This window comes from Pseudomonas sp. FSL L8-0168, assembly GCF_037976155.1.
GTDB classification, from domain to species: domain Bacteria; phylum Pseudomonadota; class Gammaproteobacteria; order Pseudomonadales; family Pseudomonadaceae; genus Aquipseudomonas; species Aquipseudomonas paracarnis.
On the sequence record NZ_CP150262.1, the window covers coordinates 5729057 to 5754690 of the forward strand.

Below are 25634 nucleotides of genomic sequence, written 5' to 3' on the forward strand. Positions count from 1 at the left end.
GAAGAGTTGGGCTAGCGTAACGCCCAGGCAAAAAAAAGACCTCCCGAAGGAGGTCTTTTTCATCACGCTGCCTCAAGCAGCGCTACCGGATCAGCAGCTGTAGTACAGCTCGTATTCCAGTGGGTGTACGAAGGTGCGTACTTTGATTTCTTCTTCGCTTTTCAGGGCGATGTAAGCGTCGATGAAGTCGTCGCTGAAAACGCCGCCTTTGGTCAGGAACGCACGGCCCTTGTCCAGCTCTTCCAGGGCTTCTTTCAGGCTGCCGCACACTTGTGGGATCTCTTTGGCCTCTTCAGGCGGCAGGTCGTACAAGTTTTTGTCGGCGGCGTCGCCAGGGTGGATCTTGTTCTGGATACCGTCCAGGCCGGCCATCATCAGGGCGGCGAAGGCCAGGTAAGGGTTGGCAGCCGGGTCTGGGAAGCGCGCTTCGATACGACGGCCTTTAGGGCTGTTGACGTAAGGAATACGGATCGAGGCGGAGCGGTTGCGTGCCGAGTAGGCCAGCATCACCGGCGCTTCAAAACCTGGGACCAGACGCTTGTAGGAGTTGGTCGACGGGTTGGTGAAGCCGTTCAGGGCCTTGCCGTGCTTGATGATGCCGCCGATGAAGTACAGGGCGGTATCGGACAGGCCGGCATAGCCTTCGCCGGCGAAGGTGTTCTTGCCGTCTTTGGAAATCGATACGTGAACGTGCATGCCCGAGCCGTTATCGCCGTACAGCGGCTTAGGCATGAAGGTAGCGGTGCGGCCATAGGCATCGGCAACGTTGTGCACGCAGTATTTCAGGGTTTGAACTTCGTCAGCCTTCTTCACCAGCGTGTTGAATTTCACGCCGATTTCGTTCTGGCCGGCAGTCGCCACTTCGTGGTGGTGAACTTCAACGGTCTGGCCCATTTCTTCCAGTGCGTTGCACATGGAGGTACGGATTTCATGGTCGAAGTCGAACGGTGGTACTGGGAAGTAGCCGCCTTTCACGCCTGGACGGTGGCCTTTGTTGCCGCCTTCCACGTCCTGGTCGGACATCCACGAACCTTGCTCGGAGAAAATCTTGAACATGGAGCCGGAGATGTCGGATTTGAACTTCACCGAGTCGAAGATGAAGAACTCTGGCTCAGGGCCGAAGAATGCGGTGTCGCCGATACCGGTGGACTTCAGGTATTCCTCGGCACGGTGGGCGATGGCGCGTGGGTCGCGGTCATAGCCTTGCATGGTCGAAGGCTCGATGATGTCGCACACCAGGATCAGGGTTGGCTCTTCGGTGAACGGGTCGAGTACGGCGGTGCTGTCGTCTGGCAGCAGGATCATGTCGGAGGCTTCGATGCCTTTCCAGCCGGCGATGGAGGAACCGTCGAACATCTTGCCGACTTCGAAGAAGTCATCTTCCAGCGCATCGCGAGCCGGCATGGTCACGTGGTGCTGAGTGCCTTTTGTGTCCGTGAAGCGCAGATCAATCCATTTAACGTCATGATCTTTGATGAGTTGAACCGACTTCGACATGGTGTCCTCCGGGTGGCTTCGGGCTTGGGTAGTGGAGTTAGCCCTTAGAATTTGGGTGATGCCGGCGCGGATACTCCGCCAAGGCAACCTGCCTCACAAGAGAGCAAATTGCATGCCAGTGCGCCAACATGGCCGTTTTGCCTCAAAATAGCCCCTATAACGGTGCAATCGGCAAAAATGGCATAAATCGCGCACTGCAATGTAGCGTTTATTTGTGTAAATGACCCGTTTTGGTGCATTGCGTAGGCAATGCATATTAACTGGTTAAACCTTGAGCGATTTCCGCTATAATCCGCGCCCCCCTTTTTCAGCAGGCCCGGCGCGCGCTGTTTCCATGAAATTAATCGTTAAAGTCTTCCCCGAGATCACCATCAAAAGCCGACCGGTACGGACGCGTTTCATCCGTCAGTTGGCCAAGAACATCCGTGCCGTGCTCCGTGACCTGGACCCGGCTGTGGTGGTGAACGGCGTGTGGGACAACCTCGAGCTGGAAACCCGCATTACCGACGCCAAAGCCTTGAAGGACATGACCGAGCGCCTGAGCTGCATGCCGGGCATCGCGCATTTCCTGCAGGTGGATGAGTACCCGCTGGGCGACTTCGACGACATCACCGAAAAGTGCAAGCAGCACTACGGCAATGCGCTTGAAGGCAAGATTTTTTCGGTGCGTTGCAAGCGTGCCGGCAAGCACCCGTTCAGCTCCATGGATGTCGAGAAATACGTCGGCAGCAAGCTGCGTCGCGAGTGCGGTGCCGCTGGAATTTCCCTCAAAGCGCCGCAAATTGAAGTGCGCATGGAAATTCGCGACCAACGGTTGTTCGTGATCCACAGCCAGCACAACAGCATCGGCGGCTACCCGCTGGGTGCCTTGGAACAGACCCTGGTATTGATGTCCGGCGGTTTCGATTCCACGGTGGCGGCCTACCAGATCATGCGTCGCGGCCTGATGAGCCATTTCTGCTTCTTCAACCTGGGCGGGCGTGCACACGAATTGGGCGTGATGGAAGTCGCGCACTTTATCTGGAAGAAGTACGGCAGCTCCCAGCGCGTGCTATTTGTAAGCGTGCCGTTCGAGGAAGTGCTGGGCGAAATTCTCGGCAAAGTCGATAACAGTCATATGGGCGTAGTATTGAAGCGTATGATGTTGCGCGCTGCGTCCCGAATCGCCGATCAATTGCAGATCGACGCCCTGGTGACCGGCGAAGCGATTTCCCAGGTTTCCAGCCAGACGCTGCCGAACCTGTCGATCATTGATTGCGTGACCGAGAAGCTGGTGCTGCGCCCGCTGATCGCCAGCCACAAGCAGGACATCATCGACCTGGCCGAGCAAATCGGCACCGCCGACTTTGCCAAGCATATGCCTGAATACTGCGGGGTCATTTCGGTGAACCCCAAGACCCACGCCAAGCGTCACCGCGTGGAGCATGAAGAAAAAGAATTCGACATGGCGATTCTGGAGCGTGCGCTCGAGAACGCCAAGCTGGTGCCAATCGATCGAGTGATCGACGAATTGGGCCAGGATGTGCAGATCGAAGAAGTCAGCGAAGCCCTGGCCGGCCAGATCATCATCGACATCCGTCACCCGGATGCCGCCGACGACGAGCCGCTGGAGATTCCTGGCATCGACGTACAAACGCTGCCGTTCTATGCATTGAACGCGCGTTTCAAGGAACTGGATGACAGCCGTCAGTACCTGCTGTATTGCGACAAAGGCGTGATGAGTCGCCTGCATGCCCACCATTTGCTCAGTGAGGGGCATGCCAATGTGCGCGTTTATCGACCGAGCTAAGAGCCCGGGGCTGTTTGCCTGTGGCCTGCGTCACCGGCCCCCCGACTCTGCCGTCAAGCTGTAACGGCAAGGCCTGACTCTACTGTTAATCGCTGCCACGACCTGTCAGCACACCGAATCCTCTGATCGAGATACACAAGTGATCGAAAATCTACGTAACATCGCCATCATTGCTCACGTTGACCATGGTAAAACCACCCTGGTAGACAAACTCCTGCGTCAATCCGGCACCCTGGAGCGCAACGAGCTCAACGACGAGCGCGTGATGGACTCCAACGACCAGGAAAAAGAGCGCGGTATTACCATCCTGGCTAAAAACACCGCTATCAACTGGAACGGCTACCACATCAACATCGTGGATACCCCGGGCCACGCCGACTTCGGCGGCGAAGTAGAACGCGTAATGTCGATGGTTGACTCCGTTCTGCTGCTGGTTGACGCTCAAGACGGCCCTATGCCGCAAACCCGTTTCGTGACCAAGAAGGCTTTCGAAGCCGGCCTGCGTCCGATCGTGTGCATCAACAAGGTTGACCGTCCAGGCGCGCGTCCGGACTGGGTTCTGGACCAGATCTTCGACCTGTTCGACAACCTGGGTGCTACCGAAGAACAGCTGGACTTCCAAGTCATCTACGCCTCGGCCCTGAACGGTATTGCTGGTCTTGACCACACCGACATGGCTGAAGACATGACCCCGCTGTACCAGTCGATCGTCGACAACGTACCAGCACCGAAAGTCGACCGTGAAGGCCCGTTCCAGATGCAAATCTCGGCACTGGACTACAACAGCTTCCTGGGTGTTATCGGCGTTGGCCGTATCGCTCGTGGTAGCGTCAAGCCGAACACCCCGGTTGTTGCTATCGGCGCTGACGGCAAGAAGCGTAACGGTCGTATCCTGAAGCTGATGGGTCACCACGGCCTGCACCGCATCGACGTTGAAGAAGCTTTCGCTGGCGACATCGTATGCGTGAGCGGTATGGACTCGCTGTTCATCTCCGACACCCTGTGCCAGCCGGACAACGTCGAGGCGATGAAGCCTCTGACCGTTGACGAGCCAACCGTTTCCATGACCTTCCAGGTAAACGACTCGCCTTTCTGCGGTAAAGAAGGCAAGTTCGTGACCTCCCGTAACATCAAGGAGCGTCTGGACAAAGAGCTGCTGTACAACGTTGCTCTGCGCGTTGAAGAAGGCGACTCGGCTGACAAGTTCAAGGTCTCCGGCCGTGGTGAGCTGCACCTCTCGGTACTGATCGAAACCATGCGTCGCGAAGGCTTCGAAATGGGTGTTGGTCGTCCGGAAGTGATCATCCGTCAGGTTGACGGCGTGAAGCAGGAACCGTTCGAAAACGTCACCATCGACACCCCTGAAGAATCCCAGGGCAAGGTCATGGAAGAGATGGGCCTGCGTAAGGGCGACCTGACCAACATGGTGCCGGATGGCAAAGGCCGTGTGCGTCTGGAATACAACATCCCTGCTCGTGGTCTGATCGGTTTCCGTAACCAGTTCCTGACCCTGACCAACGGTGCTGGCATCCTGACCTCGATCTTCGATCGCTACGACACCATGAAGTCCGGCGACATGTCCGGCCGTCAGAACGGTGTTCTGGTATCGGTAGAAACCGGCAAGGCGCTGACCTACTCCCTGGAAACCCTCCAGGCGCGTGGCAAGCTGTTCGTTGAACACGGTCAAGAGATCTACAACGGCCAGATCGTTGGTCTGAACAGCCGTGACAACGACATGGGTGTCAACCCAACCAAAGGCAAGAAGCTCGACAACATGCGTGCTTCGGGCAAAGACGAAACCATCGCTCTGGTTCCACCTGTTCGCTTCACCCTGGAACAGGCCCTGGAATTCATCCAGGACGACGAGCTGTGCGAAGTCACGCCTAAGTCGATCCGCCTGCGTAAGAAGATCCTGGACGAAGGCGAGCGTACCCGCGCTGCCAAGAAAGCCAAGAACTGAGTTAACTCAGGCTGAATGAAAAACGCCCCCGGTCGAAAGGCCGGGGGCGTTTTTTTATGCCTGCAGGTTTTGTGGTGACTGTGCCGTTGTGATCGTTCCCACGCTCCGCGTCCTGCTTTCAAGAGCGGACGCAGAGCGTCCACAGCTGCATTCCCACGCAGAGCGTGGGAACGATCAAAAACTTAGAACTTGTCGAGGGTCTTGAAGTTGGTCTCGCGCACCACTTCCTTGGGCTTATACGCGCAATACCCCGGCCGCGGCCCGATTTTCGGATGGTTGCGGCACGTATCCGGGCGTTTGTCATAAATAGTGCAAAAGCGCGTCTTACGATCCAGGTACAGGCAGTCGTTGTTGCTCATGCGCTGCAGGGTAAAAATTTCGGACTTGTTGTTGTACCGCTCGACGATGCCTTCTTTCTGCAAACGCTTGGCGATGTTCTTCGGCGGATCGCCGCGCTCGAACTCATCGACGATGCCAATGCGGATCAGGTCCTTGATCTTCACCTCAACCGGTAGGGTGCAGCAGCTGGACACGCAGCCGCCGCACATGTGGGCGGAATATTTCTGCCAGGTCTCTAAACGGTCGAGTTCCGCGGCGGCGATCAGTTGAGGCTTCATCAGGGTTCCAGGGTGGGGCGGTATACGGGCGCGGGATCATACCGGGATTGGTGGTTTTTTGAACAATATTTTGCAGGTTTCAGCTCAAAGGTTTGGCCACTGCCTGATCGGGCACGACCCCTGCATCAAATTCAGTCCATGGCGAATGAGTTAAAAAACTGCCGAACCAGCACGTCTACCGTCTGTCAGACCGACTAGGCTCTAGCAACTCCTTCAATCTCGCCCGAGGTCGCACCGATGTCTCAGGAACCGCTTGCACGAGAAGCAGAGGTAGCCGCATTCCGCGATGCTGTCTTGACCAAACTCACCTACGCGGTGGGCAAGGACCCGGATCACGCCTTCGACCATGACTGGTTCGAAGCCATTGCCCTGGCCGCCCGCGACCAGATGGTCGACCACTGGATGGACCACACGCGGCGTATTTATCGCAAAGGCCAGAAGCGTGTTTATTACCTGTCCCTGGAATTTCTCATCGGCCGCTTGCTCTACGACAGCCTGAGCAACCTGGGTGTGCTGGAGATCGCTCGCGAAGCGCTGTCGGAGCTGGGCGTGGATCTGGAGCGCATCCGCCTGCTGGAGCCCGACGCGGCGCTCGGCAACGGTGGTCTGGGCCGTCTGGCGGCGTGCTTTATGGAAAGCATGTCGACGCTGGGCATTGCGGGCCACGGTTACGGCATTCGTTATGAACACGGCTTGTTCCGCCAGGCCATTGTCGACGGTTGGCAGCAGGAGCAGACCGAACGCTGGCTGGATTTCGGCAACCCTTGGGAATTCGAGCGCGCCGAGGTGATTTACCCGATCGGGTTTGGCGGGAGCGTTGAAACCATTGCGGACGCCTCCGGCAAGATGATCCAGGTGTGGTCGCCCAACGAAACCGTACGTGCCGTGGCCTATGACACGCCGGTCGTCGGCTGGCGCGGGGCCAGCGTCAACACCCTGCGCCTCTGGCGTGCACGGGCCGTAGAAGACCTGCACCTGGAGCGCTTTAATGCCGGTGACCATTTGGGCGCCGTCGCCGAAGTGGCCCGCGCCGAAAGCATCTCCCGAGTGCTTTACCCGGCCGACAGCACCGAAGCAGGGCAGGAACTGCGCCTGCGCCAGGAATATTTCTTCGTCTCCGCGTCCCTGCAGGATTTGCTGCGCCGCCACAAGAACATGCACGGTTCGGTATTGAGCCTGGGCGAGCACGCCGCCATCCAACTCAACGACACCCACCCGTCCATCGCCGTGGCCGAGTTGATGCGCCAGCTGGTCGATTTGCATGACATTCCCTGGGAAGCCGCGTGGGATGTCACCGTCGAGACCCTTTCGTATACCAACCACACCCTGCTGCCCGAAGCGCTGGAAACCTGGCCGGTAGGTTTGATGGAACGCATGCTGCCCCGGCATATGCAGATCATCTACCTGATCAACGCCCAGCATATCGACTCGCTGCGTGCCAAAGGCATCCACGACTTCGATGTTTTGCGCGCTGTGTCGCTGATCGAAGAAGACAACGGCCGCCGCGTGCGCATGGGCAACCTGGCGTTCCTGGGCTCCCATAGCGTCAACGGCGTGTCCGGTTTGCATACCCAGCTGATGCGCAGCACGGTGTTCTCCGAACTGCACAAGCTCTACCCCGAACGCATCAATAACAAAACCAACGGCATTACCTTCCGTCGCTGGCTGTATCAGGCCAACCCCAAGTTGACCGATATGCTGGTGGAAGCGCTGGGCCCGGATATTCTCGACCAGCCCGAGCAGCGTCTTATCGAGTTGGAACCCTTTGCCGAGAAACCGGCCTTTCGCAAAGCATTTGCTGAGCAGCGCCTGCACAGCAAGCGCGCCCTGGCGCAGATCATCCATGAGCGCCTGGGCATTGCGATCAACCCGGCGGCGATGTTCGACGTGCAGGTCAAGCGCATCCACGAATACAAGCGCCAACTGCTCAACCTGCTGCACACCGTGGCGCTGTACCAGGCGATCCGTGCCGAGCCGGGCATCGACTGGGTGCCTCGGGTCAAGATCTTTGCCGGCAAGGCGGCAGCCAGCTACCACCAGGCCAAGCTGATCATCAAGCTGACCAACGACATCGCCCGCACCGTCAACAACGACCCGACCGTGCGCGGCCTGCTCAAGGTGGTGTTCCTGCCCAACTACAACGTCAGCCTGGCGGAAAGCATCATTCCGGCAGCGGATTTGTCGGAGCAGATTTCCACCGCCGGTTTCGAAGCGTCCGGCACCAGCAACATGAAGTTCGGCCTCAACGGCGCGCTGACCATCGGCACCATGGACGGCGCCAACGTGGAGATGCACGAGCGTGTCGGCGCCGAGCACATGTTTATCTTTGGCCTCAGTGCCCAGCAGGTGGAGGCCCGCAAACACGCCGGCGAGTTCAACGCCGGGCCGGATATCGCTGCCTCCCATCGTTTGAATGATGTGCTGCAAGCGATCCGTGGCGGGGTGTTTTCGCCGGACGACCCGGGCCGCTATGTGGGCCTGATCGATGGGCTGATCGACTACGACCGCTTCCTGGTGTGTGCCGACTTTGACGCCTACTGGGACGCCCAGGCGCGGGTCGAGGCGCATTGGCACGACTCCAAGGCCTGGTGGCGCTCGGCCGTGCTCAACACAGCGCGCATGGGCTGGTTCAGCTCGGACCGCACCATCCGCGAATATGCCACCGAGATCTGGAAAGCCCTCGACTGACGGCCGCGGTTAAAAATGTGGGAGGGGGCTTGCCCCCGATAGGGGTTGATCAGTCACTCATGCATTGACTGAATGACCGCAATCGGGGGCAAGCCCCCTCCCACATCAAGCCTGGTCGTGAACTCTATTGGCGTTAAATCCTCTGATTAGAGGAAATCAGCCTCGACTCGCGCTAAACTGCGCGGGTTTTCAGCCCCCCATTCTCCGGAGCCGTCCATGTCCCGCGTTACCTTGAGTCGCTATTTGATCGAGCAGACCCGCAGCAACAACACGCCTGCCGATCTGCGCTTCCTTATCGAAGTGGTGGCGCGTGCTTGCAAGGAAATCAGCCACGCCGTTTCCAAAGGCGCACTGGGCGGTGTCCTGGGCAGCATGGGCACTGAAAACGTGCAGGGCGAAGTGCAGAAGAAACTGGACGTTCTGTCCAACGAAATCCTGCTCGAAGCCAACGAATGGGGTGGCCACCTGGCCGGCATGGCGTCCGAAGAAATGGACAATGCCTACCAGATCCCAGGCAAATACCCGAAGGGCGCATACCTGCTGGTATTCGACCCACTGGACGGTTCGTCCAACATCGACATTAACGCACCGGTCGGCACCATCTTCTCGGTGCTGCGTTGCCCCAACGAATACCTGAGCCAGAACGAAGCCCTGAACGAAAAGGCCTTCCTGCAACCAGGCACCGAGCAGGTTGCTGCCGGCTACGCGATCTACGGCCCACAGACCATGCTGGTGCTGACCCTGGGCGACGGCGTCAAAGGCTTCACCCTGGACCGTGAAATGGGCAGCTTCGTACTCACCCACGAAGACATTTCGATTCCTGCTTCTACCCAGGAATTTGCCATCAACATGTCCAACCAGCGCCACTGGGAAGAACCGGTGAAGCGCTACGTCAACGAGCTGATGGAAGGCGAAGAAGGCCCGTTGAAGAAGAACTTCAACATGCGCTGGGTAGCCGCGATGGTTGCCGACGTGCACCGCATCCTGACCCGTGGTGGCCTGTTCATGTACCCACGCGACAGCCGCGAGCCGTCCAAGCCAGGCAAGCTGCGCCTGATGTACGAAGCCAACCCGATGTCGTTTTTGGTTGAACAGGCAGGCGGTGCGTCTACCGACGGCCACCAGCGCATCCTCGACATCCAGCCTGAAGGCCTGCACCAGCGTGTGGCGGTGTTCCTGGGTTCGAAGGAAGAAGTTGAGCGCGTGACGGCTTATCACAAGAAGTAAGAGCTTGCGGTAACAAAAAAGCCCCGAAATGCGCTCAGCGCTTCGGGGCTTTTGTTTTTATTGAATAAGGTTTTTCAGCAGCAACGCCTGCAGGTTTTTCCGAGTGTCGGCGATGATGTGGACGTAAATGATCGGGTCTCGAATTTCGTAGATGATCCGATTCATGCCACAGACAACCTGTCGATATGGGCTGAGATTCAACTTCTCGATCTCTTGCGGTATCGAGCCAGCATAGGGTTGAGACTCAAGCAGTCGCATGGCCTGTTTCATCGCGTCGTAGGACTGCTGCCAGGTCGATGTCGAGAACTGCCGGATGAGGTATGACTTGATATCTTTAAGGTCGCGTTTTGCCGAGTGAAGAATCACAACCTTGAATGTCATTGAGCGTCGTCCTTGTCCAGCTCGGCGAACACGTCCTCCATGTCTTGAAACTGCCCCAATTCAATCTGCCGGTTGCCCAGGGCCAATAGCTTTAACAAGGCCATGGTTTCTGCCTGCTCCTCAAAACTCTTCACATCCATCACCACCAGCTTCGCTTCGCCATTTTGGGTGATGACCAGGGGTTCGCGGCTTTCCGTGAGTGTTTTGACGATCTCGGCGGTATGACTTTTCAAGTAGCTGATCGGCTTTATCTGCGAAGAAAATTTCATGGGATGACCCCTGCTCAAGGTGTGACTGATTTTAGTCTTAATTTGGTCTTTGCTAGACAGCAACTGATGAAAGGCGGTGATTTTTCACTCGAAAACACGGTTCAAGGGGCCAGTTCACATAAAAAATAAATAGCACCCCCCATCGGGAACCAGACACCCCTTTTCCCTTCTAAGCTTCTGGCAGATACCCCAGCTGCTTTGTCTCTCCAGGAGCTTTTCCATGTCTATACGCCGTCTCGCCCTGCTGGCTTTTTGCGTGCTCTTAGCCGCTTGCAGCAAGGTCACCCAAGAAAACTACCAAAAGCTCTCAGCCGGCATGGCCAAGGCCGAGGTGGAGTCGTTGCTGGGCAAGCCAACCGATTGTTCCGGCGCACTGGGCATGTCCAGCTGCACCTGGGGCGATAAAAACAGCTTTATCAGCGTGCAGTACGCCGGTGACAAAGTTCTGATGTTTTCCGGGCAAGGCCTGAAGTAAACCGGGGCGCGAGCCTGCGGGAGAAGAAGAATGATGCGTTTTGTTTTGTTCCTTTGCGCCAGCCTGTTTTTGGCGGGCTGCGCCAGCCATTCTGGCGATGATCTGCAACCCAAGACTGCGAGCAACGTCAACCTCAAGCGTTACCAGGGCACCTGGTATGAGTTGGCCCGGTTGCCGATGTACTTTCAGCGCAACTGTGCGCAATCCGAAGCCCGCTATACCTTGCTGCCTGATGGTGACATGTCGGTGTTCAACCGCTGCCTGACGCCTGAGTGGAAGTGGCAAGAGGCCAAAGGCACGGCTACGCCGCAGGTACCAGGCAAGACCGACAAGCTGTGGGTGGAATTCAATAACTGGTTTACATCACTGTTGCCGGGCGTTGCCAAGGGCGACTACTGGGTGCTGTATGTCAGCGATGACTACAAGACCGCCATCGTCGGCAGCCCGAGCCGGCGCTATATGTGGATCCTGTCGCGCACGCCGACGGTGAGTGCCGATACCCGCGAAGACCTGCTGAGCAGGGCGCGACAGCAAGGGTATGACACCACGCGGCTGATCTGGCGTACGTCGGACAAGCAGATGGCAAAGTCCTCTCAGTAATCCTGAGTACCCTCAACCCAATGTGGGAGCTGGCTTGCCTGCGATACAGGCACCTCGGTGCATCAGTTGCACCGGGTTGATGCTATCGCAGGCAAGCCAGCTCCCACAGTTGTCATGGGTTGGCCGTTAGTTCAGCAAGTCCTTCAGCACCTGGGTGAATGCCCGGCTGCTGTCTTCTTCGCCAGCATGATGCCCATCTCGCACCACCCACTTGCCATTGACCAGTACATCGCGCACTTGCCGATCACCACCGGCAAATAGCCAGCGGTTGAGAATCCCATCCTCACTGGCCGTCGCCAGGTACGGGTCGCTACCGTCCAGCACTATCCAGTCCGCGCGCTTGCCCACTTGCAGTCGACCAATCGGCTGGCCCAGCGCTTGTGCGCCACCGTCCAGCGCAGCATCGAACAGCGTGCGACCCACCATCGGTTGGTCACTGCGATACAACCGATTACGCCGTTGATCGCGCAGGCGCTGGCCGTATTCCAGCCAACGCAGTTCTTCCACCACGCTCAGTGACACATGGCTGTCGGAACCAATGCCCATGCGGCCGCCCTGGGCGAGGAAGTCCACCGCAGGAAAAATCCCATCGCCCAGGTTGGCCTCCGTGGTCAGGCACAAACCTGCAATCGCTCGGCTGTTGGCCATGCGTGTCACTTCGTCGGCATCGGCATGGGTGGCGTGCACCAGGCACCAGCGCTCATCCACCTCGACATTGTCATACAGCCATTGCAACGGGCGCTTGCCGCTCCAGGCCAAGCAGTCGTCGACTTCTTTTTGCTGTTCGGCGATGTGGATATGCACCGGGCAGCTCTTGTCACTGGCGGCCAGCACGGTATGGATTTGTTCGGGGGTGACGGCGCGCAGGGAGTGGAAGCACAGACCCAGTTGCTGCGCCGGTTGTGCCGCCAGAATGGGCTGCAGGCGCGCTTGCAAGTCCAGGTAGTGTTCCGTGCTGTTGATAAACCGTCGCTGGCCTTCATTCGGCGCTTGGCCACCAAAGCCCGCGTGGGTGTAGAGCACCGGCAGCAAGGTCAGGCCGATCCCGCTGCTGGCGGCCGCCTGGCTGATCTGGCGGGACAGTTCCGTACGGTCGGCATAGGGCTGGCCGCTGAGATCGTGGTGCACGTAATGGAACTCGGCCACCGAGGTGTAGCCGGCCTTGAGCATTTCGATATACAGCTGGCGGGCGATGATCTGTAACTGCTCGGGGTTGATCTTGCCGACCATGCGGTACATCAAGTCGCGCCAGGTCCAGAAGCTGTCATTGGGGTTGCCGGCCACTTCGGCCAAGCCCGCCATGGCGCGCTGGAAGGCATGGGAATGCAGGTTCGGCATGCCCGCCAACACCGGGCCCCTGAGCCGCTCCGCACCTTCTGCACTGGCGTTGGGCTCAACCTTTGTCAGCAGGCCATCGGTGCTGACTTCAAGACGTACATCATTGGCCCATCCATTAGGCAGCAGTGCGCGTTCGGCAAAGAAAGCGGACATGATCAAGGCACCCCGGTCGTGTGTTTATTTGTATATACATATACAGACGTTTGCCTGCTCGGTAAACTCCGGCAATCTATGCATCTTTTTCCCCTGCAAGGATTCCCTGTGCCGACTCCGCCCGCCAAGTCTTCGCTGGCTGCCCACATGGACGAAAGTCCGGCGCCCTTGTATGCCCGCGTCAAACAGATGATCAGCCAGCAGATCCTCAACGGCAACTGGCCGCCCCATTACCGCGTGCCGTCGGAAAGCGAGCTGGTCAGCCAGTTGGGCTTCAGCCGCATGACCATCAACCGCGCCCTGCGCGAGCTGACCGCCGAAGGCCTGCTAGTGCGTATGCAGGGTGTGGGTACGTTTGTTGCCGAGCCGAAAAGCCAGTCAGCCCTGTTTGAAGTGCATAACATCGCCGATGAAATCGCCTCCCGCGGGCATCGGCACACTTGCCAGGTGATCACCCTGGGCGAAGAGGCCGCCGGCTCCGAACGCGCCGTTGCCTTGGAAATGCGCGAAGGCGGGCGGGTGTTCCACTCGTTGATCGTGCATTACGAGAACGACATTCCTGTGCAAATAGAAGACCGTTTCGTCAACGCCCTGGTCGCGCCGGAATACTTGCAGCAGGACTTCACCCAGCAAACCCCGTATGCCTATTTGAACCAGGTCGCGCCGTTGACTGAGGGCGAGCATGTGGTTGAGGCGATCCTCGCCGATGCCGCCGAGTGCAAGTTGTTGCAGATCGAGCCGAGCGAGCCGTGCCTGTTGATTCGCCGACGCACCTGGTCGGGTCGTCAGCCGGTGACTGCGGCGCGATTGATCCACCCCGGTTCCCGTCACAGCCTCGAAGGACGCTTCAGTAAATGAGTGAGATCAACGTCTGGCGTGCCGCCGACTACGTGCGCATGCCGTGGAAGAACGGCGGCGGCAGTACCGAAGAAATCAGTCGCGACGCCGGCACCGGCCTGGAGGGTTTTGGCTGGCGTTTGTCGATTGCCGATATCGCCGAATCGGGTGGGTTTTCCACCTTCGCCGGCTACCAGCGCGTGATTACGGTGATCAAAGGCGCCGGCATGGTGTTGACCGTAGACGGTGAGGAGCAGCGCGGGTTGTTACCGTTGCAGCCGTTCGCGTTCAACGGCGAAAGCCAGGTGTCATGCCGTTTGATCACGGGGCCGATTCGCGACTTCAACCTGATCTACTCGCCACAGCGTTACCACGCACGCTTGCAGTGGGTGGATGGCGTGCAGCAGTTTTTCAGCACCGCGCAGACGGTGCTGGTGTTCAGCGTGGCGGATGAGGTGAAGGTGCTGGGCGAGAAGCTCGGCCACCATGATTGCCTGCAAGTGGACGGTAACACGGGCCTGCTGGATATCTCTGTCACTGGCCGCTGCTGCATCATCGAACTGACCGCACGCGATTAAAAACTGTGGGAACTGGCTTGCCTGCGATAGCGGTATATCAGTAGCTGATGCGCTGACTGACACACCGCTATCGCAGACAAGCCAGCTCCCACCTTTGTTTTTGCATTGTTCACAAAATCTGTTTCCACTCCGCGCACCAATTTGTTACCGAATGCCCCAGCGTGACGCAAAGCTTCGCTGCCGTGACAAATTCCCCGCGCTGCAACAAACCTCCGTAAGAAATTTCATCAAGCTTTGAAGCCTTGATTTACAAGGCTCGCACGCCCCGTGCAAAAAAAACCCAACCACTCCTGGCTAAAGTTGGCCGCTCGATTGCATATGCTTGTACATACAAGTAAAGATGTGTGCGTAAGACTTTGCACCATCCCTGTTCGCGCATCGATCGCCGAGGAGTCCTAGCTGTGACCAAGCCTACAAAATACCGTGACGTCGAAATCCGCGCCGCCCGCGGTAACAAGCTCACCGCCAAAAGCTGGCTGACCGAAGCGCCGCTGCGCATGCTGATGAACAACCTCGACCCACAAGTGGCCGAGAACCCCAAAGAACTGGTGGTGTACGGCGGTATCGGCCGCGCGGCGCGCAACTGGGAGTGCTACGACCAGATCGTCGAGAGCCTTACTAATCTGAACGACGACGAAACCCTGCTGGTGCAATCCGGTAAGCCGGTCGGCGTGTTCAAGACCCACAGCAACGCCCCACGCGTGCTGATTGCCAACTCCAATCTGGTACCGCACTGGGCCAGTTGGGAGCATTTCAACGAACTGGATGCCAAGGGCCTGGCCATGTACGGCCAGATGACCGCCGGCAGCTGGATCTACATCGGCAGCCAAGGCATTGTCCAAGGCACCTACGAAACCTTCGTCGAAGCCGGCCGCCAGCATTACAACAGTGACCTGACCGGTCGTTGGGTGCTCACCGCCGGCCTCGGCGGCATGGGCGGCGCGCAGCCATTGGCCGCGACCCTGGCCGGCGCCTGCTCGCTGAACATCGAGTGCCAGCAAGTCAGCATCGACTTCCGCCTGAACAGCCGCTACGTCGACGAGCAGGCCACCGACCTCGACGACGCCCTGGCGCGCATCGCCAAATACACCAAGGAAGGCAAGGCCATCTCCATCGCGCTGCTGGGCAACGCCGCAGAGATCCTGCCAGAACTGGTCAAGCGTGGCGTGCGCCCGGACATGGTCACCGACCAGACCAGCGCCCACGACCCACTCAACGGTTACCTGCCGGCCGGCTGGACCTGGGACGAATACCGCGCTCGCGCCAAGACCGAGCCGGCCGCCGTGATCAAGGCCGCCAAGCAGTCGATGGCCGTCCACGTCAAAGCCATGCTCGAATTCCAGAAGCAAGGCATCCCGACCTTCGACTACGGCAACAACATCCGCCAGATGGCCCAGGAAGAGGGCGTGGAAAACGCGTTCGACTTCCCAGGTTTCGTACCGGCCTACATCCGCCCATTGTTCTGCCGTGGCATCGGCCCGTTCCGCTGGGCGGCGCTGTCCGGTGACCCGCAGGACATCTACAAGACCGACGCCAAAGTCAAAGAGCTGATCCCGGACGACGCCCACCTGCACAACTGGCTGGACATGGCCCGCGAGCGCATCAGCTTCCAGGGTCTGCCGGCACGTATCTGCTGGGTCGGCCTGGGCCAGCGTGCCAAGTTGGGCCTGGCGTTCAACGAAATGGTGCGCAGCGGCGAGCTGTCCGCGCCGGTCGTGATCGGCCGTGACCACCTGGACTCCGGCTCGGTCGCCAGCCCGAACCGCGAAACCGAAGCCATGCAGGACGGCTCCGATGCTGTGTCCGACTGGCCGCTGCTCAACGCCTTGCTTAATACCGCGAGCGGCGCGACCTGGGTGTCGCTGCACCACGGTGGTGGCGTGGGCATGGGCTTCTCCCAGCACTCAGGGATGGTGATTGTCTGCGACGGTACTGACGAAGCGGCCGAGCGGATTGCCCGCGTGCTGCACAACGACCCGGCGACCGGGGTGATGCGTCATGCGGATGCGGGTTACCAGATCGCTATCGACTGCGCCAAGGAACAAGGCCTGAACCTGCCGATGATCAAGTAACGGGTGGCGCAGTACCTGTGGGAGCTGGCTTGCCTGCGATGCAGACGACGCGGTCTGACAGTAAGACCGCGGTGATGCTATCGCAGGCAAGCCAGCGCCCACGGAAGAGCAAGATGCATACAAAACAATCCATCAGAGGTTGAACAACATGGCTGCAAACGACACCACCCCGTTGATCGAGAAACGTTCGATCGACTACATCCCGGAAGCGGAAAGACATGGTCGTCTATTCAGTCAATTCACCCTGTGGATGGGTGCCAACCTGCAGATCACTGCGATTGTCACCGGGGCGTTGGCCGTGGTGATGGGCGGTGATGTGTTCTGGTCGTTGATCGGCTTGCTGATCGGTCAACTGATCGGCGGTGGCGTCATGGCGCTGCATGCGGCGCAAGGGCCCAAGCTTGGCCTGCCGCAGATGATTTCCAGCCGGGTGCAGTTCGGCGTGTACGGCGCGGCCATTCCGATCGTGTTGGTGTGCTTGATGTACCTGGGCTTCACCGCCACCGGCACCGTGCTGTCGGGCCAGGCGCTGGGCCAGTTGTTCGGGGTCAGCGACAGCGTCGGCATCCTGATCTTCGCCAGTGTCATCGTGCTGGTCACGGTGCTGGGTTACAGGGTGATCCACTTCATCGGCCGGGTCGCCAGCCTGATTGGCGTGGTTGCCTTTGTGTACCTGTTCAGCCGCTTGATGAGCCAGACCGACGTTGGCGCGCTCCTGCAGATCCGCCACTTCAGCTGGAGCAGTTTCCTGCTGGCCGTGTCGCTGGCGGCCTCCTGGCAGATTGCGTTCGGCCCTTACGTGGCGGATTACTCGCGTTACCTGCCGAGCCACACGTCATCGGTGAAAACCTTTCTCGCTGCTGGCGCAGGTTCGGTCATCGGTGCCCAAGTGGCGATGGTCCTCGGCGTGTTTGCCGCGGCCATGTCCAACGGGCAGTTTGCCGGCCACGAGGTGGCGTACATCGTTGGCTTGAGCGGCACGGGGGCTACCGCTGCGTTGCTGTACTTCAGCATCGCGTTCGGCAAGGTCACCATCTCGACGCTCAACTCCTACGGCAGCTTCATGTGCATCGCCACTATCATCAGCGGCTTTCGTGGGCGTCTGGAGGTCACGCGTCTGCAGCGTCTGGTGTTTGTGCTGATGATCGTCGGCACGGCCACGCTGATCGCGTTGCTCGGCCAGCATTCGTTCCTCGGTGCATTCAAGTCGTTCATCCTGTTCCTGCTGGCGTTCTTTACGCCCTGGAGCGCGATCAACCTGGTGGATTACTACTGCATCACCCGCGAGCGTTATGACGTGCCGGCGCTGGCCGACCCGAACGGTCGCTACGGCCGCTGGAACCTGCTGGGCATCAGCGTCTACGTATTCGGCGTGCTGGTGCAGTTGCCGTTCATCTCTACCAAGTTCTACACCGGCCCCCTGGTGGCCGCGCTGGGGGATGTGGATATCTCCTGGATCATCGGCCTGGTACTGCCGGCGGCCCTATATTACGTGTGTGCAAAAAAATGGCACGGCACGGTACCCGATCACCTGATCCTGCCAAAAGAGCAGGGCGCTTCACCCACAACAAACGGGCTGGCTGCACAAGCCTGATGGGACGTGGACAGGGCAGGACGCCTACTGACTGCCGTAATCCATTTCATGATTGGGAGCGTCACAACAATGACTATGAATAAGACCTTGCTGGCTACTTTGTTCGCAGCTGGCGTGCTGGCAAGTGCCGGCGCCCAGGCGGCTGGTTGGTGCGAGTCGGGTAAACCGGTGAAATTCGCCGGCCTGAATTGGGAAAGCGGCATGTTGCTCACCGACATCCTGCAAACCGTGCTGGAAAAAGGCTACGACTGCAAAACCGACAGCTTGCCGGGCAATTCCATCACCATGGAAAACGCTCTGGGCAGTAACGACATCCAAGTGTTCGCCGAGGAGTGGGTAGGTCGCAGCGAGGTCTGGAACAAAGCCGAGAAGGCCGGCAAAGTCGTGGGCGTCGGTGCTCCGGTGGTCGGCGCGGTCGAAGGCTGGTACGTGCCGCGCTATGTGATCGAAGGCGACGCCAAGCGCAAGCTGGAAGCCAAGGCGCCGGACCTGAAAAACATCGCCGACCTGGCCAAGTACGCCTCGGTGTTCAAGGACCAGGAAGAGCCGTCCAAGGGCCGCTTCTACAACTGCCCGGCCGGCTGGACTTGCGAGCTGGACAACAGCGAAATGCTCAAGAGCTACGGCCTGGAAAGCACCTACACCAACTTCCGCCCGGGCACCGGCCCGGCGCTGGATGCAGCGGTGCTGTCGAGCTACAAGCGTGGCGAGCCGATACTGTTCTACTACTGGTCACCGACACCGCTGATGGGCCAGGTCGATCTGGTCAAGCTGGAAGAAAAGCCCGGCGTGGACAAAACCGTGAGCATCAAGGTCGGCCTGTCCAAGACTTTCCACGAGCAAGCCCCGGAACTGGTGGCCGTGCTGGAAAAGGTCAACCTGCCCATCGACCTGCTGAACCAGAACCTGGGCCGCATGGCCAAGGAGCGGATCGAGTCGCCGAAACTGGCGAAAATATTCCTCAAGGAACATCCTGAAGTCTGGCACGCCTGGGTGAGCGACGACGCAGCCAAGAAAATCGACGCGGCCTTGTAGGTCAAGTGTGCACGGCTACCCTCAAGGGTGGCCGGGCGGCTGGCCACAACCCACTGGATCGAGAGCACGATATGTTCCCTGAAAGCTTTACCTTTTCCATCGCCGACTGGGTCAACGGTTGGGTGGACGCACTGGTCACCCACTACGGCGATGTGTTCCGGCACATCTCCGACACCCTGCTATGGGCCATCGTCAACCTGGAAGGCCTGCTGCGCGCAGCGCCCTGGTGGCTGATGCTGGCCATCGTCGGCGGTATTGCCTGGCACGCCACCCGCAAGGTGGTGACCACGGCGGTGATTGTCGGTCTGCTGTTCCTGGTGGGCACGGTTGGCCTGTGGGACAAGCTGATGCAAACCCTGGCATTGATGATGGTGGCCACGGTGATTTCGGTGTTGATCGGCATCCCCCTGGGTATCCTGTCGGCGCGCAGTAATCGCCTGCGTTCGGTGCTGATGCCGCTGCTGGACATCATGCAAACCATGCCCAGCTTCGTGTACCTCATCCCGGTGCTGATGCTGTTCGGCCTGGGCAAGGTCCCGGCGATTTTCGCTACGGTGATCTACGCCGCGCCGCCGCTGATTCGCCTGACAGACCTGGGTATTCGCCAGGTCGATGGCGAAGTCATGGAAGCCATCAACGCCTTCGGCGCCAACCGCTGGCAGCAACTGTTCGGCGTGCAATTGCCGCTGGCGTTGCCGAGCATCATGGCCGGGATTAACCAGACCACCATGATGGCGCTGTCGATGGTGGTGATCGCCTCGATGATCGGCGCCCGTGGCTTGGGTGAAGACGTGCTCGTCGGCATCCAGACCCTCAACGTCGGCCGCGGCCTTGAAGCCGGGCTGGCGATCGTGATTCTCGCAGTGGTCATCGACCGCATTACCCAGGCTTATGGCCGCCCACGGCATGAGGCGAGCAAATGACGACTGTCAGCAAAATCGAAGTCAAAAACGTCTTCAAGATTTTCGGCGCACGCGCCAAGGATGCGCTGGCCATGGTCGGCCAGGGCAAGACCAAGGACCAGGTACTGGCCGAGACCGGTTGCGTGGTCGGCGTCAATGACCTGTCCCTGAGCATCGGCACCGGTGAGATCTTTGTCATCATGGGCTTGTCGGGTTCGGGCAAATCCACCCTGGTGCGCCACTTCAACCGCCTGATCGACCCCACCAGTGGCGCGATCCTGGTGGACGGCGAAGACATCCTGCAACTGGACATGGAAGCCCTGCGCCAATTCCGTCGGCACAAGATCAGCATGGTGTTCCAGAGCTTCGGCCTGCTGCCGCACAAGAGCGTGCTCGACAACGTTGCCTACGGCCTGAAAGTGCGTGGCGAAACCAAGCAAGTCTGCGCCGAACGTGCGTTGCACTGGATCGAAACAGTGGGCCTCAAAGGCTATGAAAACAAATATCCCCACCAGCTTTCTGGCGGTATGCGCCAGCGCGTGGGCCTGGCCCGCGCCTTGGCGGCCGACACCGATATCATCCTGATGGACGAAGCCTTCAGCGCCCTCGACCCGCTGATCCGCGCCGAGATGCAAGACCAATTGCTCGAGCTGCAAAAGACCCTGCACAAGACCATCGTGTTCATCACCCACGACCTCGACGAGGCCGTGCGCATCGGCAATCGCATTGCGATCCTCAAGGACGGCAAGCTGATCCAGGTCGGCACGCCGCGGGAGATCCTGCATTCGCCGGCGGATGAATATGTGGACCGCTTTGTTCAGCGGCGGGCGGCGGTGGTCTGACGGACGCCATCGCAGGCAAGCCAGCTCCCACATTTGATTGGGTTCACACAGTTCAAATGTGGGAGCCGGGCTTGCCCGCGATGACGCCGGCAATGCTGTAGAGATTATGAAGAGGTCAACGATGTCCCAGGCAACAACAATCATCATCGCCGACACCCCACTGCGCTGGCAGGACGTGGTCGCCGTCGCCCGCCACGGCGCCATGCTCGAACTGTCGGGCCACGCCTGGGCGCGCATCGACAATGCCCAAGCCATCGTGCAGCGCATCGTCACCAGCGGCGAGCGTGCCTATGGTGTCAACACCGGCCTGGGCGCGCTGTGCAACGTCTCGCTCAAGACCGAGCAACTGAGCCAACTGTCGCGCAATACGCTGTTGAGCCATGCCTGTGGTGTCGGCCCGGTGCTCAGCGATGAGCAAACCCGCGCGATCATCTGCGCGGCGATCATCAACTACAGCCATGGCAAGTCCGGCCTGCATCCGCAGGTGGTGCACGCGCTGCTGGCGTTGCTCAACCACGGCATCACACCGCAAGTGCCGTCCCAAGGCTCGGTGGGGTACCTGACCCACATGGCCCATATCGGCGTGGCCCTGCTGGGCGTCGGCAATGTGAGTTATCGCGGCCAGATCGTCACGGCGCAACACGCGTTGCAGGCTGAAGGCTTGCAGCCGATGGTGCTCGGCGCCAAGGACGGCCTGTGCCTGGTCAATGGCACGCCGTGCATGACCGGCCTGAGCTGCCTGGCCCTGGCCGATGCACATCACTTGCTGCAATGGGCCGACGTGATCGGTGCCATGAGCTTCGAAGCCCAGCGCGGCCAGATCGACGCCTTTGACGAAGAAATCATTGCTCTCAAGCCGCATCCTGGCATGCAGCAAGTGGGTATCAACCTGCGTGCCTTGCTCGACGGCAGTGAGGTGATTGCCAGCAGTAAAGGTATTCGCACCCAGGATGCCTTGAGCATTCGCTCGATCCCGCAGATTCACGGCGCGGCCCGCGATCAGGTGGAACACGCCACGCGCCAGATCGAGACCGAACTCAACAGCGCCACCGACAACCCGCTGGTGCTGGGCACGCCAGACAGCTACCGCGTGGTGTCCCAGGCCAACCCCCACGGGCAGTCCGTCGCGATGGCGGCCGACATGCTCGCCATCGCCATGGCCGAGATCGGTTCGGTGGCCGAGCGTCGCCTGGACCGCCTGGTCAACCCGCATGTCAGCGGCCTGCCAGCCTTCCTGGTGAGCAACCCGGGGGTCAACTCCGGGATGATGATCGTGCAGTACGTCGCCGCGTCCTTGTGCGGGCAGAACCGCCAGTTGGCGCAACCCGCGGTGCTCGACAATTTCGTCACCTCGGGCCTGCAGGAAGACCACTTGAGCATGGGCACCAACGCCGCGCTCAAGCTGCACCAGGTGCTGGTCAACGTCACCCAGATTCTTGCCATCGAGTACCTGCTGGCGGCCCAGGCTTTCGAGTTTCTCAAGGACCAGCGCTTCGGTGCCGGTACCGACCGCGCCTGGCGTTTGCTGCGCGAAGTGGTCCCTGCTTATGAACAGGACCGCTGGCTGGCGCCGGATATTGCCGCCGCTGCCCAGCTGCTTAAAGACACCGCATTACCGAATTTGCACTGAACACCTAAGAACAATTCACAAGGAGAATGAATGTGACTGCGCTAAACCTGATTCCAGGCCAACTGAGCCTCGCCCAACTGCGTGCCATCTACCAGCAGCCAGTAACCCTCAGCCTGGATGACAGCGCCTCGGCCCAGATCGAAGCCAGCGTTGCCTGCGTGGAGCAGATTCTCGCCGAGAACCGCACCGCCTATGGCATCAACACCGGTTTTGGCCTGTTGGCCTCGACCCGCATCGCCAGCGAAGACCTGGAAAACCTCCAGCGTTCCCTGGTGCTGTCCCACGCCGCCGGCGTCGGTGAGCCGATCAGCGATGCGCTGGTGCGACTGGTCATGGTGCTCAAGGTCAACAGCCTGAGCCGTGGCTTCTCCGGGATTCGTCGCCAGGTGATCGACGCGTTGATCGCGCTGATCAACGCCGAGGTGTACCCGCACATCCCACTCAAGGGGTCAGTGGGTGCTTCCGGTGACCTGGCGCCGTTGGCGCACATGTCCCTGGTACTGCTTGGCGAAGGCAAGGCACGCCACAAGGGCCAATGGCTGGAAGCCACCGAGGCGCTGAAAATCGCCGGCCTCACGCCGCTGACCCTGGCCGCCAAAGAAGGCCTGGCCCTGCTCAACGGCACCCAGGTGTCCACGGCCTATGCCCTGCGTGGCCTGTTCGAAGGCGAAGACCTGTTCGCCGGCGCCCTCGCTTGCGGCGGCCTCACTGTGGAGGCGGTACTGGGTTCGCGTTCGCCGTTCGATGCGCGTATTCATGCAGCGCGTGGCCAGCGTGGCCAGATCGACTCGGCAGCGGCCTATCGCGACCTGCTCGGTGAGAGCAGCCAGGTGTCCCAATCGCACCAGAACTGCGACAAGGTGCAAGACCCGTATTCCCTGCGTTGCCAGCCGCAGGTCATGGGTGCGTGCCTGACTCAATTGCGCCAGGCCGCCGAGGTGCTGGTGGTAGAAGCCAACGCAGTGTCGGATAACCCGCTGGTCTTTGCCGCCGAGGGTGACGTGATTTCCGGTGGCAACTTCCACGCCGAACCCGTGGCCATGGCCGCCGACAACATGGCGCTGGCCATTGCCGAAATCGGCTCCCTGAGCGAGCGCCGGATCTCGTTGATGATGGACAAGCACATGTCGCAACTGCCGCCGTTTCTGGTGGGCAATGGCGGGGTGAACTCCGGCTTCATGATCGCCCAGGTGACCGCCGCCGCGCTCGCCAGCGAGAACAAGGCGCTGGCCCATCCCCATAGCGTCGACAGCTTGCCGACTTCGGCCAACCAGGAAGACCACGTGTCCATGGCCCCGGCTGCGGGCAAGCGTTTGTGGGAAATGGCCGAGAACACCCGGGGCATCCTCGCGGTGGAATGGCTCGCGGCGTGCCAGGGCCTGGACCTGCGCGACGGCCTGAAGACCTCGCCCAAGCTGGAAAAAGCCCGTGGCATCCTGCGCGACAAGGTGGCGTTCTATGACAAGGACCGCTTCTTCGCCCCGGACATCAACGCCGCCAGCGAACTGCTCGCCAGCCGCTGCCTGAATGAGCTGGTGCCGGCCAGGTTGCTGCCAAGCCTCTAAGAGCGACATTGACCCATGTGGGAGCTGGCTTGCCTGCGATAGCGGTGTATCAGTCACAGATGCATTCACCGCTAGACAGCTATCGCAGGCAAGCCAGCTCCCACAGTTTGAATGTTTGCAGCTTTGAATTTTCTCGGGATAAGAATAACTAGGGAAGAGAAATGCACCAGCCAGAAAAAGGTTTGAAACGCGGGCTCAACGCCCGACATATTCGCTTCATGGCCCTGGGGTCCGCGATCGGCACCGGGCTGTTTTATGGCTCCGCCTCCGCCATCCAAATGGCTGGCCCTGCCGTGCTGCTGGCCTACCTGATCGGCGGCGCTGCTGTATTCATGGTGATGCGCGCCCTCGGTGAGATGGCCGTGCACAACCCAGTGTCTGGCTCCTTCGGCCACTATGCCAGCACCTACCTGGGGCCCATGGCCGGGTTTATCCTCGGCTGGACCTACGCCTTTGAAATGATCATCGTCTGCCTCGCCGACGTCACCGCGTTCGGCATCTACATGGGCTTCTGGTTTCCCGAAGTGGCCCGTTGGGTCTGGGTGCTGGGCATCGTATTCCTGATCGGCGGCCTGAACCTGTGCAATGTCAAAGTCTTTGGCGAGATGGAGTTCTGGCTGTCGTTGCTCAAGGTCGGTGCTATTGTGGCGATGATCCTCGGCGGCTTTGGCATCATGTTGTTCGGCATTCACTCGGCGGGCGAAACCCAGGCCAGCGGACTGAGTAACCTGTGGGCCCATGGCGGCTTCATGCCCAACGGCATCGGTGGGCTGATCGCCTCGTTTGCCGTGGTGATGTTTGCCTTTGGTGGCATCGAAATCATCGGCATCACCGCCGGTGAAGCCAAGGACCCGCAGCGGGTGATCCCCAAGGCGATCAACGCGGTGCCGCTGCGTATCCTGTTGTTTTACGTGCTGACCCTGTTCGTGTTGATGGCCATCTACCCGTGGCCGCAGATCGGCAGCCAGGGCAGCCCGTTCGTGCAGATCTTCAGCAACCTGGGGATTGGCTCGGCGGCGACTATCCTCAACATTGTGGTGATCTCGGCGGCGGTGTCGGCCATTAACAGCGACATTTTCGGCGCCGGCCGCATGATGTACGGCCTGGCTCAACAAGGGCAGGCGCCCAAGGGCTTCGCGCAATTGTCCAAACAAGGCGTGCCATGGATGACCGTGGTGGTCATGGGCGCCGCTTTGCTCGGCGGTGTGGTGCTCAACTACCTGATCCCGGAAAACGTGTTCCTGCTGATTGCTTCGATTGCCACCTTCGCCACGGTGTGGGTATGGCTGATGATCCTGTTTACCCAGGTCGCCATGCGCCGCTCGATGACCAAGGCGCAGGTCGCCGAACTGAAATTCCCGGTGCCGTTCTGGCCCTATGCGCCGGCAGCGGCCATTGTGTTCATGCTGTTTGTGTTTGGTGTACTCGGTTACTTCCCGGATACCCAGGCGGCGTTGATGGTGGGCGCCGTGTGGATCGTGCTGCTGATCATCGCCTACTGGCTGTGGGTCAAGCCTGCCGCCGGGCAAACGGCCAAGGTCGATTACGACCCGGTTTTGTCTCATCGATAACTTAGGGAGGCGTT

Annotated in this window: 21 protein-coding genes; 16 read left to right on the forward strand and 5 right to left on the reverse strand. The window is 59.8% G+C overall.

What is annotated here, in order from left to right; translation table 11 throughout:
• Positions 1-90: 90 nt before the first annotated feature.
• Positions 91-1497, reverse strand: coding sequence for a type I glutamate--ammonia ligase (gene glnA, locus MHH62_RS26290; protein WP_003187811.1), 1407 nt, complete (start codon positions 1495-1497; stop codon positions 91-93).
• Between the two features lie 334 nt (positions 1498-1831).
• Between glnA and thiI the strand changes: the two genes are divergently transcribed.
• Both thiI and typA read left to right on the forward strand, forming a co-directional pair.
• A complete protein-coding gene (gene thiI, locus MHH62_RS26295; RefSeq protein ID WP_014716525.1) occupies positions 1832-3286 on the forward strand; it encodes a tRNA uracil 4-sulfurtransferase ThiI in 1455 nt (484 codons plus the stop codon).
• 139 nt (positions 3287-3425) lie between these two features.
• Positions 3426-5246, forward strand: coding sequence for a translational GTPase TypA (gene typA, locus MHH62_RS26300; RefSeq protein ID WP_014716526.1), 1821 nt, complete (start codon positions 3426-3428; stop codon positions 5244-5246).
• A 182-nt stretch (positions 5247-5428) separates the two neighbouring features.
• Here the strand turns inward: typA and MHH62_RS26305 are convergent, their stop codons facing one another.
• Positions 5429-5863: a YkgJ family cysteine cluster protein gene (locus tag MHH62_RS26305; RefSeq protein WP_003187815.1), complete on the reverse strand. Its 435-nt coding sequence runs from the start codon at positions 5861-5863 to the stop codon at positions 5429-5431.
• Between the two features lie 237 nt (positions 5864-6100).
• Here MHH62_RS26305 and MHH62_RS26310 point away from each other — a divergent pair, with 237 nt between their 5' ends.
• Positions 6101-8551, forward strand: a complete 2451-nt coding sequence (locus MHH62_RS26310) for a glycogen/starch/alpha-glucan phosphorylase (RefSeq protein ID WP_020302392.1) — start codon at positions 6101-6103, stop codon at positions 8549-8551.
• A gap of 216 nt (positions 8552-8767) precedes the next feature.
• Positions 8768-9778, forward strand: a complete 1011-nt coding sequence (locus tag MHH62_RS26315) for a class 1 fructose-bisphosphatase (protein ID WP_003187818.1) — start codon at positions 8768-8770, stop codon at positions 9776-9778.
• 57 nt (positions 9779-9835) lie between these two features.
• Here the strand turns inward: MHH62_RS26315 and MHH62_RS26320 are convergent, their stop codons facing one another.
• Both MHH62_RS26320 and MHH62_RS26325 read right to left on the reverse strand, forming a co-directional pair.
• Positions 9836-10159, reverse strand: coding sequence for a type II toxin-antitoxin system RelE/ParE family toxin (locus MHH62_RS26320; protein WP_198833526.1), 324 nt, complete (start codon positions 10157-10159; stop codon positions 9836-9838).
• Positions 10156-10428, reverse strand: a complete 273-nt coding sequence (locus tag MHH62_RS26325; RefSeq protein ID WP_003171142.1) for a type II toxin-antitoxin system Phd/YefM family antitoxin — start codon at positions 10426-10428, stop codon at positions 10156-10158. Before MHH62_RS26325 ends, MHH62_RS26320 begins: the two co-directional genes overlap by 4 nt.
• A 220-nt stretch (positions 10429-10648) precedes the next feature.
• Here MHH62_RS26325 and MHH62_RS26330 point away from each other — a divergent pair, with 220 nt between their 5' ends.
• Together MHH62_RS26330 and MHH62_RS26335 are read left to right on the forward strand one after the other, a co-directional pair.
• Entirely contained in the window at positions 10649-10903 is a 255-nt protein-coding gene (locus MHH62_RS26330) for a hypothetical protein (RefSeq protein ID WP_003187823.1), read from the forward strand.
• A gap of 30 nt (positions 10904-10933) precedes the next feature.
• On the forward strand, positions 10934-11503 hold the full coding sequence (locus tag MHH62_RS26335) for a lipocalin family protein (RefSeq protein WP_014716529.1): 570 nt from the start codon (positions 10934-10936) through the stop codon (positions 11501-11503).
• Between the two features lie 126 nt (positions 11504-11629).
• On the opposite strand, the gene MHH62_RS26340 is transcribed toward MHH62_RS26335, so the two are convergent.
• A complete protein-coding gene (locus MHH62_RS26340; RefSeq protein ID WP_032901814.1) occupies positions 11630-12994 on the reverse strand; it encodes a formimidoylglutamate deiminase in 1365 nt (454 codons plus the stop codon).
• Positions 12995-13072: 78 nt separating this feature from the next.
• Between MHH62_RS26340 and hutC the strand changes: the two genes are divergently transcribed.
• The 10 genes from hutC to MHH62_RS26390 all read left to right on the forward strand — a co-directional run bounded on the left by hutC (position 13073) and on the right by MHH62_RS26390 (position 25620).
• The gene (hutC, locus tag MHH62_RS26345; RefSeq protein WP_172832676.1) at positions 13073-13852 is read left to right on the forward strand and encodes a histidine utilization repressor; all 780 of its coding nucleotides are present in this window, start codon (positions 13073-13075) and stop codon (positions 13850-13852) included.
• Positions 13849-14409: a HutD family protein gene (locus MHH62_RS26350; protein WP_014716532.1), complete on the forward strand. Its 561-nt coding sequence runs from the start codon at positions 13849-13851 to the stop codon at positions 14407-14409. The genes hutC and MHH62_RS26350 overlap by 4 nt, the downstream gene beginning before the upstream one ends.
• Positions 14410-14810: 401 nt before the next feature.
• Positions 14811-16481, forward strand: a complete 1671-nt coding sequence (hutU, locus tag MHH62_RS26355) for a urocanate hydratase (protein WP_014716533.1) — start codon at positions 14811-14813, stop codon at positions 16479-16481.
• A 148-nt stretch (positions 16482-16629) separates the two neighbouring features.
• Positions 16630-18075: a cytosine permease gene (locus tag MHH62_RS26360; protein WP_339232149.1), complete on the forward strand. Its 1446-nt coding sequence runs from the start codon at positions 16630-16632 to the stop codon at positions 18073-18075.
• 69 nt (positions 18076-18144) lie between these two features.
• Positions 18145-19110, forward strand: a complete 966-nt coding sequence (locus MHH62_RS26365) for an ABC transporter substrate-binding protein (RefSeq protein WP_014716535.1) — start codon at positions 18145-18147, stop codon at positions 19108-19110.
• A 71-nt stretch (positions 19111-19181) separates the two neighbouring features.
• Positions 19182-20033: a proline/glycine betaine ABC transporter permease gene (locus MHH62_RS26370; RefSeq protein WP_102666462.1), complete on the forward strand. Its 852-nt coding sequence runs from the start codon at positions 19182-19184 to the stop codon at positions 20031-20033.
• Positions 20030-20854: a glycine betaine/L-proline ABC transporter ATP-binding protein gene (locus MHH62_RS26375; protein ID WP_014716537.1), complete on the forward strand. Its 825-nt coding sequence runs from the start codon at positions 20030-20032 to the stop codon at positions 20852-20854. The genes MHH62_RS26370 and MHH62_RS26375 overlap by 4 nt, the downstream gene beginning before the upstream one ends.
• Before the next feature lie 121 nt (positions 20855-20975).
• On the forward strand, positions 20976-22484 hold the full coding sequence (gene hutH / locus MHH62_RS26380; protein WP_058410923.1) for a histidine ammonia-lyase: 1509 nt from the start codon (positions 20976-20978) through the stop codon (positions 22482-22484).
• 26 nt (positions 22485-22510) lie between these two features.
• Positions 22511-24049 carry a histidine ammonia-lyase gene (hutH, locus tag MHH62_RS26385; protein WP_093114373.1) on the forward strand — a complete coding sequence of 513 codons (1539 nt, stop codon included), beginning with the start codon at positions 22511-22513 and terminating at the stop codon, positions 24047-24049.
• Between the two features lie 161 nt (positions 24050-24210).
• Positions 24211-25620: an amino acid permease gene (locus MHH62_RS26390; protein ID WP_014716540.1), complete on the forward strand. Its 1410-nt coding sequence runs from the start codon at positions 24211-24213 to the stop codon at positions 25618-25620.
• The last annotated feature ends 14 nt before the right edge of the window (positions 25621-25634 follow it).